This window comes from Tenacibaculum aquaeponti, from assembly GCF_052084715.1.
Taxonomy (GTDB): domain Bacteria; phylum Bacteroidota; class Bacteroidia; order Flavobacteriales; family Flavobacteriaceae; genus Polaribacter.
This window is the reverse complement of record NZ_CP197288.1, coordinates 2,717,573-2,733,986: the sequence shown is the minus strand read 5'-3', so window position 1 is coordinate 2,733,986 and position 16,414 is coordinate 2,717,573. Positions and strand designations below refer to the sequence as shown.

The 16,414-nt window shown below is 30.8% G+C and carries 16 protein-coding genes; 6 read left to right on the top strand and 10 right to left on the bottom strand.

Annotated features, from left to right (window positions below):
- Nucleotides 1–53: 53 nt before the first annotated feature.
- Nucleotides 54–890: a ZIP family metal transporter gene (locus tag ACSIGC_RS12315; RefSeq protein WP_095074666.1), complete on the bottom strand. Its 837-nt coding sequence runs from the start codon at nucleotides 888–890 to the stop codon at nucleotides 54–56.
- Complete coding sequence (locus ACSIGC_RS12310; protein ID WP_442265114.1) at nucleotides 887–1,543, bottom strand: metal-dependent transcriptional regulator; 657 nt, start codon at nucleotides 1,541–1,543, stop codon at nucleotides 887–889. Before ACSIGC_RS12310 ends, ACSIGC_RS12315 begins: the two co-directional genes overlap by 4 nt.
- Nucleotides 1,544–1,657: 114 nt before the next feature.
- Between ACSIGC_RS12310 and ACSIGC_RS12305 the strand changes: the two genes are divergently transcribed.
- The 3 genes from ACSIGC_RS12305 to ACSIGC_RS12295 all read left to right on the top strand — a co-directional run bounded on the left by ACSIGC_RS12305 (nucleotide 1,658) and on the right by ACSIGC_RS12295 (nucleotide 9,267).
- Complete coding sequence (locus tag ACSIGC_RS12305) at nucleotides 1,658–3,940, top strand: TonB-dependent receptor (protein WP_442265113.1); 2,283 nt, start codon at nucleotides 1,658–1,660, stop codon at nucleotides 3,938–3,940.
- A gap of 197 nt (nucleotides 3,941–4,137) precedes the next feature.
- Entirely contained in the window at nucleotides 4,138–6,924 is a 2,787-nt protein-coding gene (locus tag ACSIGC_RS12300) for a TonB-dependent receptor domain-containing protein (RefSeq protein ID WP_442265112.1), read from the top strand.
- Between the two features lie 126 nt (nucleotides 6,925–7,050).
- The gene (locus ACSIGC_RS12295) at nucleotides 7,051–9,267 is read left to right on the top strand and encodes a hypothetical protein (protein WP_442265111.1); all 2,217 of its coding nucleotides are present in this window, start codon (nucleotides 7,051–7,053) and stop codon (nucleotides 9,265–9,267) included.
- A 77-nt stretch (nucleotides 9,268–9,344) separates the two neighbouring features.
- Here ACSIGC_RS12295 and ACSIGC_RS12290 read toward each other — a convergent pair whose 3' ends face one another.
- On the bottom strand, nucleotides 9,345–9,695 hold the full coding sequence (locus ACSIGC_RS12290) for a toxin-antitoxin system YwqK family antitoxin (RefSeq protein ID WP_442265110.1): 351 nt from the start codon (nucleotides 9,693–9,695) through the stop codon (nucleotides 9,345–9,347).
- Between the two features lie 157 nt (nucleotides 9,696–9,852).
- Here ACSIGC_RS12290 and ACSIGC_RS12285 point away from each other — a divergent pair, with 157 nt between their 5' ends.
- From ACSIGC_RS12285 to ACSIGC_RS12275, 3 genes are all read left to right on the top strand, one after another.
- Nucleotides 9,853–10,053 carry a dodecin family protein gene (locus ACSIGC_RS12285; protein WP_442265109.1) on the top strand — a complete coding sequence of 67 codons (201 nt, stop codon included), beginning with the start codon at nucleotides 9,853–9,855 and terminating at the stop codon, nucleotides 10,051–10,053.
- A gap of 244 nt (nucleotides 10,054–10,297) precedes the next feature.
- Nucleotides 10,298–11,098: a mechanosensitive ion channel family protein gene (locus ACSIGC_RS12280; RefSeq protein ID WP_442265108.1), complete on the top strand. Its 801-nt coding sequence runs from the start codon at nucleotides 10,298–10,300 to the stop codon at nucleotides 11,096–11,098.
- A gap of 16 nt (nucleotides 11,099–11,114) precedes the next feature.
- Nucleotides 11,115–11,792 carry a hypothetical protein gene (locus ACSIGC_RS12275; protein ID WP_442265107.1) on the top strand — a complete coding sequence of 226 codons (678 nt, stop codon included), beginning with the start codon at nucleotides 11,115–11,117 and terminating at the stop codon, nucleotides 11,790–11,792.
- Here ACSIGC_RS12275 and tsaB read toward each other — a convergent pair.
- The 7 genes from tsaB to ACSIGC_RS12240 form a co-directional block, all read right to left on the bottom strand.
- Nucleotides 11,777–12,463, bottom strand: coding sequence for a tRNA (adenosine(37)-N6)-threonylcarbamoyltransferase complex dimerization subunit type 1 TsaB (gene tsaB / locus ACSIGC_RS12270; protein WP_442265106.1), 687 nt, complete (start codon nucleotides 12,461–12,463; stop codon nucleotides 11,777–11,779). The two genes, ACSIGC_RS12275 and tsaB, sit on opposite strands and share 16 nt — an antisense overlap.
- A 92-nt stretch (nucleotides 12,464–12,555) precedes the next feature.
- Nucleotides 12,556–13,893 carry a TolC family protein gene (locus tag ACSIGC_RS12265; protein ID WP_442265105.1) on the bottom strand — a complete coding sequence of 446 codons (1,338 nt, stop codon included), beginning with the start codon at nucleotides 13,891–13,893 and terminating at the stop codon, nucleotides 12,556–12,558.
- Nucleotides 13,894–13,963: 70 nt separating this feature from the next.
- Nucleotides 13,964–14,110, bottom strand: coding sequence for a hypothetical protein (locus ACSIGC_RS12260; RefSeq protein WP_442265104.1), 147 nt, complete (start codon nucleotides 14,108–14,110; stop codon nucleotides 13,964–13,966).
- A 55-nt stretch (nucleotides 14,111–14,165) separates the two neighbouring features.
- On the bottom strand, nucleotides 14,166–14,696 hold the full coding sequence (locus ACSIGC_RS12255) for a DUF420 domain-containing protein (protein ID WP_442265103.1): 531 nt from the start codon (nucleotides 14,694–14,696) through the stop codon (nucleotides 14,166–14,168).
- Nucleotides 14,689–15,336, bottom strand: a complete 648-nt coding sequence (locus tag ACSIGC_RS12250; protein WP_442265102.1) for an SCO family protein — start codon at nucleotides 15,334–15,336, stop codon at nucleotides 14,689–14,691. The genes ACSIGC_RS12255 and ACSIGC_RS12250 overlap by 8 nt, the downstream gene beginning before the upstream one ends.
- Entirely contained in the window at nucleotides 15,323–16,003 is a 681-nt protein-coding gene (locus ACSIGC_RS12245) for a hypothetical protein (RefSeq protein ID WP_442265101.1), read from the bottom strand. Before ACSIGC_RS12245 ends, ACSIGC_RS12250 begins: the two co-directional genes overlap by 14 nt.
- Nucleotides 16,004–16,059: 56 nt before the next feature.
- A complete protein-coding gene (locus ACSIGC_RS12240; protein ID WP_442265100.1) occupies nucleotides 16,060–16,398 on the bottom strand; it encodes a cytochrome C oxidase subunit IV family protein in 339 nt (112 codons plus the stop codon).
- Between the last annotated feature and the right edge of the window lie 16 nt (nucleotides 16,399–16,414).

The window sequence follows — 16,414 nt, the reverse complement described above, 5'->3', positions numbered from 1 at the left end:
GTTTAGGTTGACGTTTGTTTATTATTGCACATTATGGATAAGCATATTCTTTTTTACCCTAAACCAACATCTAAAGACATCATTACGATAAATCCACCTATAAAACCTAACGTAGCTATATCTGTGTATTTATCTCTTTGTGTTTCTGGAATTACTTCTTCTACAACAACGAAAATCATTGCTCCTGCTGCAAAAGCTAAAGCATAAGGTAAAATTGGTGTAAAGAAAGAAACTGCTAATGCTCCTAACACAGCTGCAAAAGGTTCTACTATGGCAGATAATTGTCCGTACCAAAAACTTTTTCTACGACTTACACCTTGTCTTCTTAAAGGCATTGCTACTGCAAATCCCTCAGGAAAATTTTGAATACCAATACCAATCGCTAAAGAAATAGCAGCAATAATCATTTCAGTTTGCTCTACTCCTACCAATGTAGATGCAGCTCCAAATAAAACCCCAACAGCTAAACCTTCAGGTATGTTATGTAACGTAATTGCTAAAACTAATAATGTAGTTTTATGCCAATTCGTTTTTACACCTTCAGCTTCATCTTCTTTAAAATTGATATGTAAGTGTGGCAACCATTTATCCATTCCAAATAAAGCTAATGCTCCTAAAGCAAAACCAATTGCAGAAGGAATAACTTTTACAAAGCCTTCTCCCGGACTATTATCTATTGCTGGTGATAATAAACTCCAAAAACTTGCAGCTACCATTACTCCACCCGTAAAACCTAACATTCCATCTAAAACTGCTCTGTTCAATTTTTTGAAAAAGAAAACTAACGCAGCACCTAACGCTGTTAACCCCCAAGTAAACAATGAAGCATATAACGCTCCCTGTATTGGATGCTCTTTAGCGAAATTAACTAGTTGATCAAAAAAACTCATCTTTTTTGTATGTATAAATTACTTGCTATTTTATTTGAGATGGTAAGCACTTTCCCATTGACTTCTATAACGAAAGAACCATCAAAAGGCTCTATTTCTACTATTCTAATACTATTTCCTAAACCTATTCCTTGCTTATCTAAAAACTTCAAAAAATCAGATGACGTATCATCAACACCAACACAAACACCTTCTTCTCCTTCAGTTAACACTGATAATAGTTTTTTTTCTATTTGATGAATATTTCCTTCAGCATCAGGAATAGGATCTCCATGCGGATCTTGCTTTGGATGCCCAAGAAATGCGTCTAATTCAGAAATTAGCTTTGGAGACTTGATATGTTCTAATTGCTCTGCAACTTCATGAATTTCATCCCAAGAAAAATTTAGTTTCTGTACTAAAAACACCTCCCATAAACGATGTTTTCTAATAATGCTAGCCGCTACTTTTTTTCCTAAATCAGTTAAAGTAACACCTTGATATTTCTTATACACTACAACTTCTTTTTCTGACAACTTTTTAACCATATCTGTTACAGAAGATGCTTTAGTATTTAATTGCTTTGCAATAGCATTTGTACTTATACCTCCATCAAAACCTATACTTAAGTGGTAAATTGTTTTAATATAATTTTCTTCGGACTGTGAAAACATAACTAATTTTTTCCTTTTGCAAACATACAAAATTTATATTAGTGAAATTCAATTTTTAGGCAAGTCTAAAAATTAGTTTATATTTGCATCAAAATAAATTTTAGAAAAGGTAAAATGAAATCTATTTATCACATTATATTCTTACTACTTGGAATTACAATTCAAGCACAAACTATCTCTGGAAAAGTCTCTTTTAAAAATCAACCTATCCAGAATGTTTCTATATATATAAAAGATACATCCATTGGTACTATAACAAATGAAAATGGGGATTATACAATTAAATTAACATCTAAAAACCATGTTTTAGTTTTTCAAAATATCGGATTCAAAACAATAGAAAAAAATATTACTTCAACAGAAAATCAAATCTTAAACATTAGTTTAGAAGAAGACTTATTAGGTTTAGATCAAGTTGTAGTTAGTGCTACTCGTTCATATTTAAACAGAAAAGTTGCACCTGTTATAGTTACTGTTACCGATTCAAAATTATTAGAAGCTACTCAAGCTGTAAGCCTGTCAGAAGGCTTGAATTTTCAACCTGGTTTGAGAATGGAGACAAATTGTCAAAATTGCGGTTTCTCACAAGTTCGTATTAATGGATTAGACGGTGCTTATTCACAAATATTAGTAGACAGTAAACCGATTTTTAGTGCTTTAAATGGTGTTTATGGCTTAGATCAAATTCCTACAAATATAATTGAACGTATTGAAGTTGTTCGTGGTGGTGGCTCTGCGCTTTATGGTGCTAACGCAATTGCGGGTACAATAAATATTATAACTAAAGACCCTGTCGAAAACACTTTTCAAGTTGGACAAAATATATCAATAATTAAAGGTGAAAAGTTAGATCTAGCGACAACCTTAAACGGAACTGTAGTTAATGATGAAGCTACTGCTGGTTTAACATATTTTGGAATGTACCGAAATAGAAATCCTTTTGATTATGATGGCGATTCTTTTACTGAAATCACAAAATTAGAAACACAAACTTTTGGTTTTAAAGGATACCTAAGAACTTCTGAAACAGAAAGATTAACAGCGGAATTTAACAGTACTAACGAATTTAGAAGAGGAGGAAACAAACTAAGTTTACAACCTTTTAAAAGTGATGTTGCCGAACAAATTGATTCAAAAGTTCTTTCTGGAGGACTTACTTATGAAACTTCTTTTAATGATGGTAAGCAAAATTTTTCATCTTATGTTTCTTCTTCATTATCGTCAAATAACAATTATTATGGCGGAGACGAAGATTTAATTGCTCAAAACGGTCAAGTTATTGGTTTTGGTGAATCAAAAGATGAAACATGGGTTTTAGGCGCTCAGTACGGACATAAATTTAACTCTTTCTTAGGAGGGAAAGGAAACTTTACTGGAGGAATCGAGTATAAATATGATCATATGATTGATGAAAAACCAGGGTTTAATGCTTTTGTGAACCAAATTTTAAGAACTTATGGTATTTATGCACAGCAAGAATGGACAATTAATAAGAAATGGAAAGTTTTAGGGGGAATACGCGCAGATATTCATAATTTAACCGAAGAAAATATTGTTTGGAATCCTAGATTAAATGTTATGTATTTTGCTAATGATAACCTTAGATTAAGAGCTTCTTACGCAAAAGGTTTTAGAGCACCACAAGTTTTTACTGAAGACTTACATGCTCAAATTGCAGCTGGTGAAGTATTAACTGTTAGAGTAAATCGTGACAATTTAGTTTCTGAAACTTCTCATAGTTTCACTGCTTCTTTAGATTGGAATAAAAATTTAGAAAAAGGTGAATTTTCTTTTACACTTGAAGGCTTCTACACCAACCTTGTTAACCCTTTTATTTTAGAACAATTAACTGATGTTATTTGGGAAAAAAGAAATGGAGATAATGCTAATGTTTTTGGTGTAAATCTAGAAACTAAGTACGCTCCTAATGAAAAATGGATCATTCAAACCGGAGGAACCGTTCAACAAGGTAAGTTTAATTCACCCGTTGCTTGGTCTGATGATCCTAATATATCTTTAGAAAATGCAGATAAATTTTTCAAGTCTCCTAATGTATACGGAAACTTCATAATTACATACGCTCCAACTAAAAAGTTTCAAAATAATATCTCTGGTATTTATACAGGAAGTATGTACGTTCCACATTTAGCAGGATTTACTACTGAAGATAAACTAGAGAAAACTTCTGACTTTTTTGAATTAAACTTCAGGTCATCTTATAGTATTTCACTTGATAAACACGAACATTCAAAGATTCAAATTAGTGCAGGTATCCAAAATATTTTTGACAGTTATCAACAAGATTTTGATCAAGGTGTTAATAGAGATGCTAATTATGTATACGGTCCTTCTAGACCTAGAACATATTTCTTTGGAATAAAATTCATTAACGATTAGCTTATTAAAGCACATAAACCACTAATAAACAAACAGCTACTTCTTCAACCTAAAAGTAGCTGTTTTATTTGGCTTAACTTTTATTATTCCTTTACTTAACATAAAATAAACATTCTAATAATGTAACATTAATTTATATGTAACCTTTTGTTTACACTTTCAGTAGACTTTTGCAATTGATTTTAGAATACGTAAAAATGAAAAAAATTTTATTAGTTGCTTTAGTTTATCTGTGTCAAATGGTCGGTGCACAAGATAAAGGTACAGTTACGGGGACTGTTACTGATAAAGAAATGAATGGCGATACTTTACCTTTTGCTAATGTTTTTATTAAAGGTACTTCTATTGGAGGAACTACAGATTTAGATGGAAAATATACCATATCTGTACCAGCTGGAAACCATACATTAGTTTTTAGTTTTGTTGGTTATCAAACTATTGAAAAACCAATTACTATAATATCTGGAAAAACTTTAGTGATTAATCAAGAACTTGGTTCTAGTGGTGGGGAGCAATTAGAAGAAGTTCAAATTAATACAACTGTAAGTCGAGAAAAAGAAAGTGCCCTTTTATTAGAGCAAAAAAAAGCAGTTGTTATCCAACAAAAAATAGGAAATCAAGAACTTGCAAGAAAAGGTGTAAGCGATGTTGCTACAGCTGTTACTAAAACTACTGGTGTATCCAAAGAAGAAGGTTCAGGAACTGTATTCGTAAGAGGTTTAGGAGATCGTTATAATGTAACAACTCTTAACGGGTTACCTTTACCATCTAACGATCCTTCTAAAAAGAATATCGACTTAAGTATTTTTTCTACTGATATTGTTGAATATATCGGTATTGACAAAACTTACGCACTTAGTAATTACGGTGATTTTGCAGGTGCTAATGTTGATATTTCTTCAAAAGTATATAAAGGAAAAGGATTTGCTGAAATCAGCTTAGGTTCAGGAATTAATACTGTAGCTAATAATAAAACTTTTTATGGTTCAGATGGTCCTAATAGTTTTGGTTTTTATAAAACTAACTATCCTGCATTTCCATTAAACAATTACAATTTTACAACTAGCTGGGATAGACAAGAAGGAAATGCTCCAGTAAATACTTCAATTGCAATTAAAGGAGGAGATTCTTTTGATTTATCTGACAATACAAGATTAAGTTTCTTTGCTGTTGGTTCTTTCAATAACGACTTTACATATCAACAAGGAGTTACAAGAGCAGATGTAAACGTTTCTGGTGTAGCGCGTAGAGATTTAACAAGAGAATCTTATTCATATAACACGAATACTACAGCAATGGGTAACTTACGTTTAAAGTATAAATCTCATGAGTTCAAGTATAACGGTTTAATGGTAAATAATTCTAGTAATAGTCATGACGATTACCAAGGTATCTATGATATTTTTGATAATGCTCCAGAAGGTGGTGCTGTTATACAAAGACAAACTTATGTGCAAAACACATTGTTTGTTCACCAATTATTAGGAGATCATAAATTCGGAGAAAATATCGAATTTGATTGGGGAGCTTCGTATAACTTTAACAAAAACAACGTTCCAGACAGAAAACAAACTACTGTTTTACCTAATAGAAATGACGAACCTAACGGACCAAAGTCTTTCTTATTAATCAGTAATGATTCTGATAACCATAGATTCTTCTCTGACCTTGAAGAAGAAGAAATTGCTGCAAATTCTAGTATTACATACAAGTTTGCCAAAGATGCAGACGACATTAACAGAGCTAAATTAAAATTAGGTTATAGTGGAAGATTTAAAGATGTTGATTTTGACGCAACTCAATTCAACTTTGCTATTACTTTAAGAACTGTAACACAACCTATCATTAACGATGTTTATAATTTAGATAGCTATTTCAATCAAGATAACTTTAATGCAGGTTTATTTACCATTAGAACATTTAGAGGAGGATTAGGTAGTACTATAGATGTGCTTTTACCACAAACTTATGGTGGTAAGCAAAATATTAATGCTGCTTATGCACAGTTTGAATATAAATTTTCTGATAAATTCACTGGTATTTTTGGTATAAGAGGAGAAAAAATCAGTCAATCTTTATTTTATAACACTTCTATCCTAAATGGACAAAGTGAATTAGATGAAACTCAAATTTTACCATCTGTTTCTTTAAAATATACTTTAAACGACAAAAACAATTTAAAGTTTGCTGCTAGTAAAACATATACATTACCTCAATTTAAAGAAAGAGCTCCTTTCTTATTTGAAGATATCGTAAATAATTCTTTAGGTAATCCTAACTTATATTCTTCAGATAATTATAATGTTGATTTCAAGTGGGAATTCTATCCTGAAAAAGAAGAAATTATCTCAGCAGGTTTATTTGGTAAGTATATTGCAAATCCAATTAATGAAGTAAGAATTAACTCTGCTTCTAATGATATTAGTTATGCAAACACTGGTGACTGGGGTATTGCCTATGGTGTCGAATTAGAATTAAGAAAAAAACTTTTCAATTTCGAAACTGAAACTAACGACAAAACATTAAATAATAAATTAACTTTTGGATTTAATGGTTCATACATGATGCACAATCAAGAGTTAGATAAAGAAAAAGTAATCAGAGAAAATCCTGGAAATAGTGTGGACTTTTCTTTTGAAGAAGATGGTTTTGCTGGAGCTTCTGACTTCTTATTAAATACTGACTTTACATATTTAAAAGATTTTAGAAATGGTATGAATATACAATCTACTATAGTTTTCAATTATTTTACAGATAGAATTTTCGCTTTAGGAACTGAAGGAAAAGGAAACTTGGTAGATAAAGGCTATGGGACTTTAGATTTGATCTTAAAGTCTGCAATAAATGAAAATATGAGTATTGGTATTTCTGCTAAAAACTTATTAAACCCAAGTATCGAAAGGTTCCAAGACAACCAAGATGTTACTATTTTATCTTTTAGAAGAGGTGTAAATCTTAATTTCTCTCTATCATATAAGTTCTAAATACACATAACATTTTATTTACAATCCAATAACCCAAGATTAATTTTTGTAAAACATTAAATTAATCTTGGGTTATTTCATTTGTAGCATTGGAAATTCTATATAAAATTATAAATTTAAAAAAAAATGAAAAGACAATTTTTTAGCCTAATGATGATGGTTGCTACTTTAGCTTTCGTTGTATCATGTGGAGACGATGATCCTGTTCAGACTGCTTCTTGTTCTGATGGAATTCAAAATGGTGACGAAACTGGAGTTGACTGTGGGGGTTCTTCATGTCAACCATGTACTAGTGCTAATTTATCTGGAGACGTAACTAGTGAAGTTACTTTAAATGCTAGTGTAACTTATAAGTTAACTGGTGCTTACGTTATCCAAAACGGAGGAGTTTTAAACATTCCTGCTGGAACAAAAATTGAGGCTACAGGAGGTACTTCTTCTTACATTGCTGTTGCTCAAGGAGGTAAAATATTTGTAAATGGTAATCAAGACAATCCAGTTGTTATGACTTCTGGTGCTGCTACACCTGCTCCAAAGGATTGGGGGGGATTAGTTGTTTGTGGTAAAGCTCCAACAAACGTAGGTTCTACCGCTACTTCTGAAGTTGCTGGTTTAACTTATGGTGGTACTGAAGCTAATGATAACTCTGGATCTATTCGTTACTTAAGAATCGAATATACTGGTGCTACTTTCAACTCTTCTAAAGAATTCAACGGACTTTCTTTATTCGGTGTTGGTAACGGAACTACTGTTGAATATGTACAATCTTACGAAGGTGGAGACGATGGTATCGAATTCTTCGGAGGTACTGTTAATGGTAAATATTTAGTTGCTACTAACTCAGGAGATGATTCAATTGATTTCGCTGACGGATGGGCTGGTACTGGTGAATACTGGTATATCTCAGGAAGTGCAAAAGCTGGTATCGAAGGTTCTAATAATGGAGATAACGGTAATGCTACTCCTGTAACTAACGCTACTTTAAAAAATATTTCAGTTGTAGGTCCTGTTACTGAAGGTGCTTTATTCTATAAAGAAGGTGGAGGAAACTTTAACATTGATAACTTCTATATATCTGGAGTTGATTTAGGTGTTAAGGTAAAAGATACAGACGCTGAGGCTGGTGTTAGAATTGAAAATGGAGATTTAGTTATGACTAATGTTCAGTTTGCTTCTAATGCAACAGGATTTGAAATGACTGACTATGCTGGTGCAAACCAATCATTCATTTCTCAAGGTGTAACTTCAGGTGCTGGTAATGGTGCTGCTGCTCCAGACTGGACTGCTGGTTGGACAAGAGGTTTAAGTAACAGTGGTGTTACTTCAGAAAATTTAGCTGGTGAAGTAACTGGAGAAGTTACTTTAAATGCTGATGTTGAATACTTATTAACTAGCTCTTTTGTAGTAAAAGATGGTGGTAAATTAACTATTCCTGCTGGTACTACTATTAAGGCAACAGGAGGTACTTCTTCTTACATTGCTGTAGCTCAAGGTGGTCAAATCTTTGTTGAAGGTACTGCTTCTGACCCAGTAGTAATGACTTCTGGTTCTTCTAACCCTGCTCCAAAAGACTGGGGAGGACTAGTAGTATGTGGTAAAGCTCCAACAAACGTAGGTTCTGTAGCCACTTCTGAAGTTGCTGGTTTAACTTACGGTGGAAGTACTACTAATGATAATTCAGGTTCTATTCGTTACTTAAGAATTGAGTATACTGGTGCAACTTTCAACTCTTCAAAAGAGTTTAACGGACTTTCTTTATTCGGTGTTGGTAACGGAACTACTGTTGAGTATGTACAATCTTTCGAAGGTGGTGATGATGGTATCGAATTCTTCGGAGGTACTGTAAACGGAAGCTACTTAGTTTGTACAAATTCTGGTGATGATTCATTAGATGTTGCTGATGGGTACAATGGAACAATTGAAAACGTATATATTTCAGGAAGTGCTAAAGCTGGTGTTGAAGCATCTAACAACGGAGATAACGGTGATGCTGCTCCTGTAACTAACTTAACACTAAGAAACATTACTGTTGTAGGTTCTGTAACTGAAGGTGCTTTATTCTACAAAGAAGGTGGTGGTAACTTTACTATCGATAACTTCTACATTTCTGCAGTTGATTTAGGGGTTAAAGTTAAGTCTACTGATGCAGAAGCTGGTGTTAGAATTGAAAACGGAGATTTGGTTATGACGAATGTTCAGTTTGCTAATAACGCTACTGGTTTCCAAGTTACTGATTATACTGGTGCTGCTGGTTCATCTTTCTTAACTGAAGGAACTGCAACTGGTGCTGGTAACGGTGCTGCTGCTCCAACTTGGACTGCTGGTTGGACTAGAGGTTTATAATATTTTTTTATATATAAGTAAAAAAGCGAGATCATTAATGATCTCGCTTTTTTACTTATATATCTATGTAGTAGTTTTTACTTTACAGCTATTTTAGTACTTTCTTTCCAAGACTGTATACTAGCTATTGAATTATTTTCATAGTTTATTTCTTTTAATTCATCTTTATCCCAAATAAACCACTTACCTACTTTTTTACCTTTTTCGTAAAAAGCCATAACTTTTTTATCTCCTTTTGCATCATAAATCACCCATTTACCGTGTAATAATTTATCCTTATAAAAACCTTGCTCTTTAACATTACCATTATTATGAAAGTGAGTTACTTTAATTAAATCACCTTCTTTCTCGTATAAAGGTTTTATTTCATTTTGCGCAAACGCACTTCCCATAACTATGAAGCAAACTAAAACTACAAATTTTTTCATATCTAAAACATTTATTCATTAACATTTATATTACAAATATAACGATTAATTTACCATTAAGCAAACTTTTGTTTACTTTAATTTAACATTGGAGTGTTTTTTGATTCTGATTATCAAAAAGTTTATATTTGTGTTAGTAATTAATTAAAATTGTATTATGGCAGTAATGAAAGTAATCGAGATTCTAGCTAACTCTGAAAAAAGCTGGGAAGATGCTACAAAAAAAGCAATCAATCAAGCATCAAAATCTGTAAAAAACATCAAATCAGCTTTTGTTCAATCGCAGAGTGTTGTTGTTAAAGATGATGAAGTATCTGAATTTAGAGTAAACTTAAAAGTAACCTTTGAGGTTAAATAAATAAAAACAAAGCTACTACTTTTATAAAACGCGGTATTTGATACCGCGTTTTTCATTTGTTTAATTAGTAATTATGTTAATTAAAACCCAAAAACATTTAAAATTTTATTAATCAGGTAGGAGTTATTTATTTTTAACTGTTATACTACATGTATGCCATAAAAAAAAAGGCGAACATATTAGATATTGATGTAGATAACCAAGCTATTGAATTGAATAGCTCTTACTAACAATCAATCAAAACATGGAAAAAAACATAGAAAAATTCAAAGATGTATTAATTGAATATGCTCCAAAAGTAGCAGCAGCCTTATTGTTATTAATTATTGGATTATGGGTTATAGGTATTATAACTAAAACAGTTAAGAAATTAATGGAAAAAAGAGATATAGATACATCTCTCCGTGGTTTTTTAGGAAGTTTAGTTAACTGGACTTTAAAAATCTTTTTACTAGTAACAGTTGCCGGTCAACTTGGAGTAGAAACTACTTCTTTTGCTGCTATTATTGCTGCAGCTGGTTTAGCAATCGGTATGGCATTACAAGGTTCACTATCAAACTTTGCTGGAGGTGCTCTTATTATGATTTTTAGGCCATTTAAAGTTGGGGATTACATCGAAGCTCAAGGAGAACAAGGAGTTGTAAAAGACATACAGATTTTTACAACAAAATTAAATACAGTAGATAACAAAGAAGTAATTATCCCTAATGGAATATTATCTAATGGAAATATTATCAATTATTCATCAGAAGAAAAAAGACGTGTTGATTTAACATTTGGTGTTTCTTACGATGCAGATATAAAACAAACAAGAAAAGTACTTTTATCTGTTATAGAAAACACACCTTTTACATTAAAAAATCCTGAACCAGTGGTATTAGTAGGAGAATTAGCTGATAGTTCTGTAAATTTTATCACAAGAACTTGGGTTAAATCTTCTGACTATTGGGATGCATATTTTCATATAATAGAAAACACAAAGATTGAATTAGATAAGGCGGGGATTGAAATACCTTATCCACATTCGGTTGAAATTCAAAAATAGAGTAAATACAAAAATCATGACAAAAAACATTCTTAAGGTTTTAGTTTTTTTAATCACTACTACTACTTTCGCACAAAGTATAGGTTCTTCGGGGAGTTCAAGAGGTAGATTCTTTAGTGATTTAATTAGTAAAGAAGGGAAAAATGTAGATTATACAGGAGTAGAAGGGTCTCCTTATATCGTTAAAGATTTTTTCCAAGGTAAAATTAATGAATATCCAAATGAAGTACTTTTTAGATACAATGCTTATAGAGACGTTGTTGAAATTAAGTCGAACTCAAAAACATACGAGTTACCAAGAAAAGAAGGAAACAGAGTATATAATAGTAGTTTAAAAATTGCTTACAGCGTTCATAAAGATCCTGTAACAGAAACTATCGGATACTATAAGGAAGAATTACCTTTAAAAAACTTCACCTTATTATCTAAACAAAAAGTAAAATTCCTTAAGGAAAAGCAAGCTGTATCTAGTTACGAAAATTCTAAACCTGCAAGGTTTAAAAGAATAAAAGATGTTTACTATTTAGACTTTGGAAAAGGTGAATTAAAAAAACTTCCAAAGAAAAAGAAAGCTTTTTTTAAGATAATGGGTGATAAAAAAGATCAGGTTAAAGAATTTGCCAAAAAAAACAAATTAAAACATAAAAGAAAAAAAGACTTATTTAGAATTTTAAGGTACTATAATTCTTTATAACTATTCTTTTGTGGAGTAACCATAAAATCTTTTAAATAAAAAGGCTCAAAATAAGCGACATCTTCGATGTCGTTTTTTTTGTACTTTATATAACTTAATTCTGCCATTTGGATTGAAGAAGGATGTTTACCTTCTACAAACACAAAATTAGAATGATTAAAGACCTCTTTACATTTTTCACTTCCATCACCAAGTAAGTAAACTTTCTTATCAGCATATTCTTTAAATGAATCTTCATCTATAATTTCAGCTTTTACTTCTCTAACTTGCTCTTTAGAATTAGTAAAAACTGCTGAATACACCTCCATACGTCTAGCATCTAACATTGGAATGATATAAGCATCTTCTTTTACATCTATAGAAAGTGCTAAAGCATTTAATGTTCCTATACTTATTAATGGTTTATTTAAAGCAAAACAAAGCCCTTTTGCTGCTGAAACCCCGATTCGTAAACCAGTGTAAGAACCAGGACCTTTACTTACAGCTATAGCAGCTAAATCATTTATAGAAACCCCTGAACTTTTCACAACATCTAAAATAAAAGGGTGCAATTTTTCTGCATGAGAATAACCAACATCATTTAACTCTTTAGATATTATAACTTCACCTTTATTAGAAATACAAACGGAACAGTTTTTAGTAGATGTTTCTATATTTAAAATTAAAGCCATTAATATAATTTTTATGCAAATATATTATATATATAAAAAAACCTCACAAATTAATTTGCAAGGCTTAAAATAAGTATAGTTAGTCGTTTATTTTAATCTAAAATATTTTCTCCGTAATAAAACTTTAAAACTTTTGTTTTAAAAATATAATCAAATTTAGCTCTAATTAAAGCAGATTCGGCATTTACTAAACGATTACGGACTTGATCATAATCGAATCTTGTCATAGCTCCGTATTCATAGCTTGCTTGAGCATTTTTAAAAGCTTCATTTTGTGATTCTAAAGAGATACTTGCAGCTTCAAAAGTTTTTGCAGCAGCTTTAGCATCTAAAAATGCTTGCTCTATAGTTTGCTTTAAACTTAATTTTTCAATTTCTAAATTGTTTTCAGAAATTAATTTTTGAATTTTAGATCTTTCAACATTAGCATCATTTCTAAAACCATTAAAAACAGGAATATTAATACTAAAACCTAAACCATAACCAAGGTTGTTATCTAGCTGAGTAAATAATCCTGTATTAGAAAAACCAGGAGGTAAATCTAAATTAAAACCATAATTAGATCCAATATTAGCTGATGTAGAAATAGAAGGTAAATAACCTGATTTTGCAATCTCTATTCCAAATTCAGAGTTTTCTATACTCAACTTAGCTCTTTCAATTTCAGGTCTGCTCTTTAAAGCTTTTTGATATACTTCATTAGAACTACTATATAGTAATGCCGCAGAAGGAGAACCTATTTCAATAGTTGCAACTTCAAATCCTTCGTAGCTAACTTGTAATAGTTGAGATAAATTTAGCAGAGCTATATTTAAACTATTTTCTTGTGTTACTACATTTTGTGCATCATTAGCTGCTGTAGATTGAATATTCAACAAATCTCCTTTAGGAATAGAACCTGAATCAAACTGAGCTTGAGCTCCTTCTATTTGTTTTTTACTTATATCTGCTTGAAATCTGGCTACTTCTAAATTTTCTTTAGCAAACAACACATTTAAATATGTATTCACAACTCTTAATGCAATATCATTTTCAATAACTTCCAAGTCTAATTTGCTTCTTTCTACACCTAATTTAGCTTGTTTATATGTATTTAAATTTCTAAAACCATTAAATACTGTGTAGCTTACCCCTAAACTTAAAGAACCTCCAAATGTAGTTGTAGATACCCTGTCGTTAGATACAGGATCGAAAGTAGAACCAAAATTTAAGCTTCCACCTGTTGAAGCATTAACAGAAGGCAAGAAATTAGCTTTATTACTTTTTACATCTTTTTCTGCAACTTGAACATTAAGTTCATTTATTTTAACCTGTATATTATTCTTTAAAGCATGATCTACACACTCTTTTAATGTCCATTTTTTTTGACTATAGGAAAGTATAGAAACTAATAAAAAAGGAAATAACAGTAGTAATTTTTTGTTCTTCACAATCTTTGTTTATTTAGTAAGTATCGATATGACGACAAAGTAAACAATATGTTACAAAAAAAGAACGAAATTAATTACTAGTTTTTTTTCTATGTCTGTATAAGAAGAATAAAAGTAATCCAATTAATAAATATGGAAATACCATCAAATAGGTAATTCCATTGTTAACTCCCTCGGCAACAGACTCATCACCTCCTTCAATAACGGCTTTACACATTGCACATTGTGCGTTTGCTAGCGAAGAAATCAATAATAAAAAAAATAAAATTCTTTTAAGCATAATAGGGTGAAATCATGATATAAATAATTACTCCAGTAACTGCAACATATAACCATAATGGATAAGCAATTTTTGCTAGTTTTTTATGTTGTGGAAATTGTCCCAGTTTTGCTCTCATAAATGTAAATAACACAAAAGGGATAATTATAATAGATAATAATATATGAGTAATTAATATAAAGTAATAAACGTATTTAACGAAACCTTCTCCTCCAAAAGGTGTAGATTCAGAGGTCATATGATAAGCAACATACATTACCAAAAACAATGCTGAACAAACTATTGCTAAAGTATTTAACAATTCGTGTCTTTTTCTATTTCCTTTCTTTATTGCAATAACTGAAAAGACTAATAAAACAGCTGTAATTCCATTCATTGTTGCATAAATTGGAGGCAAAAAACTTAATGGTTCTACATTAGATAATTTTATTCTAAAAAGTGCTGCTACGGCTATCGGTATTACAATAGAAACTATCGTAATAAAATTCTTATACTTCTTTTCTTGAACAGTTAAATTACTCATTTAATAATAATTTTATGTCTTGTTTTAACTCTGTAATTTGATCTGGAAATGTTTCTTCTTCTAATGCTCTGTAATACATTATTGGATTTCCATGTTCGTCGTACCTTGAACGTATAAATCCATTTTTATCAACTAAAGCAAACAAACCTGAATGATAAAAACCTCCATGTTCTTCTCCACCTACTCCAACAGGTAATTTAAATCCAGTTTCTGATAAATTAAACACATCATCTACAGGCTTACCTGTTAACATATGCCAATTAACATGTGATATCTTATAGTTATCTGCATACTCTTTTAAAACTTCAGGAGTATCTTTATCTGGTGTAATTGAAAATGATGCAATTCCAAAATTAGGATTCCCTAAGAACTCATTCTGTATTGTAACCATCTTCCTGTTCATAATTGGGCATATTGTTGGACAAGTAGTAAAGAAAAACTCAACGACATAAACCTTTCCATCATAGTCTTTATTGGTTATTGTTTTTCCTTTTTGATTTACAAATTCAAAACTTGGTACTTTATTGAATTTGTGTAAATCAGGTTTTTGAAAATGCTTTACAATTTTAGGGATTGAGTAGATTCCAAATAGTAAGATTATAAATGAAATCCCTATATAAGAATAATTACTTTTCTTCATTTGATATACTTTTTATTCTTCTATCTTCACTTCTATTATTCTTCTTTAATGCCAAACTATATTCTGCTAGAACAACTTTAACATCATCGAACATATCATTTTTTAATTCAGCTACAGATTGCATATTATAACCATAAAGTTTCTTTTCTTTAAGTTTCTTTATAGTAGATTCTCCTCTGCGCAAAGCTACTTCTTTGTCTATTATGAAAGCCTTTTTAGAATGAATATTAGCATCTAGTTTTTCATTGGTCTGAAAACTTTCATAGAGTGCATCTATCTCAACTTTAGAAGCGTATAAAAACTTCCATTTAACCATGTTTGTATACTTACCTAATTTCTTTGCCAGTTCTTCTGTTTGACTTTTATAGGCTTCATCTACAAATGAAATTAATTGAAAATCTGTGTATCCGTAAAATTTCTTATAAATCTTTTCATTCAAATTGAAAATTTCACCTCTACTATTTGTAGTATCCTTACCAATAAAATTAACGACAGTGACTTTTCCTTTGAATTTAAATTTTCTATCAATATTACTTACATCTATAACATCCTTTGTAACCACAGGTAATTTACCGAAATTATAAGTTCCCATTTGAAGATATATATAGAATAATAAAGGAACTATGAATAGGATGAAAAGAACTAAATGTTTTTTACTAATCTTCATGAAAATGTATAGTTTAAAGCAAAAAAAAGGTGGTTAAAACCACCAATTTTATATTATTACCATTTAATTAATGGTGCTAATGTATCATATAAATAATCGCCTTCTAATAGTACTATAAATAATAAGTAACAAATTAAGAAAACTCCTGTCCATACTATAGATCTTCTAAACCATTTTTTCTCTCCTTCTAAGTGCATGAACGCCCAAGCGATATAATAAGCTTTAGCTAAAGTAAGGATAATGAATATCCAGTTTAACCAACTTGTTCCTGGACCATGTAAGTGTAATGCATCTGGCTTAACAATACCTAAACCTACTTCTACTGCTGTAATTATAGATAATATAGCTAGAACTATCCAGATTCTTTTATTTGACTCGTGTGAATGACCTGCCATTTTAAAATACTTTTAA

Coding starts and splice junctions, on each gene's coding strand:
- ACSIGC_RS12315 (WP_095074666.1), bottom strand. CDS start 890: ATGAGTTTTTTTGATCAACTAGTTAATTTCGCTAAAGAGCATCCAATA.
- ACSIGC_RS12310 (WP_442265114.1), bottom strand. CDS start 1,543: ATGTTTTCACAGTCCGAAGAAAATTATATTAAAACAATTTACCACTTA.
- ACSIGC_RS12305 (WP_442265113.1), top strand. CDS start 1,658: ATGAAATCTATTTATCACATTATATTCTTACTACTTGGAATTACAATT.
- ACSIGC_RS12300 (WP_442265112.1), top strand. CDS start 4,138: ATGAAAAAAATTTTATTAGTTGCTTTAGTTTATCTGTGTCAAATGGTC.
- ACSIGC_RS12295 (WP_442265111.1), top strand. CDS start 7,051: ATGAAAAGACAATTTTTTAGCCTAATGATGATGGTTGCTACTTTAGCT.
- ACSIGC_RS12290 (WP_442265110.1), bottom strand. CDS start 9,695: ATGAAAAAATTTGTAGTTTTAGTTTGCTTCATAGTTATGGGAAGTGCG.
- ACSIGC_RS12285 (WP_442265109.1), top strand. CDS start 9,853: ATGGCAGTAATGAAAGTAATCGAGATTCTAGCTAACTCTGAAAAAAGC.
- ACSIGC_RS12280 (WP_442265108.1), top strand. CDS start 10,298: ATGGAAAAAAACATAGAAAAATTCAAAGATGTATTAATTGAATATGCT.
- ACSIGC_RS12275 (WP_442265107.1), top strand. CDS start 11,115: ATGACAAAAAACATTCTTAAGGTTTTAGTTTTTTTAATCACTACTACT.
- tsaB (WP_442265106.1), bottom strand. CDS start 12,463: ATGGCTTTAATTTTAAATATAGAAACATCTACTAAAAACTGTTCCGTT.
- ACSIGC_RS12260 (WP_442265104.1), bottom strand. CDS start 14,110: ATGTGTAAAGCCGTTATTGAAGGAGGTGATGAGTCTGTTGCCGAGGGA.
- ACSIGC_RS12255 (WP_442265103.1), bottom strand. CDS start 14,696: ATGAGTAATTTAACTGTTCAAGAAAAGAAGTATAAGAATTTTATTACG.
- ACSIGC_RS12250 (WP_442265102.1), bottom strand. CDS start 15,336: ATGAAGAAAAGTAATTATTCTTATATAGGGATTTCATTTATAATCTTA.
- ACSIGC_RS12245 (WP_442265101.1), bottom strand. CDS start 16,003: ATGAAGATTAGTAAAAAACATTTAGTTCTTTTCATCCTATTCATAGTT.
- ACSIGC_RS12240 (WP_442265100.1), bottom strand. CDS start 16,398: ATGGCAGGTCATTCACACGAGTCAAATAAAAGAATCTGGATAGTTCTA.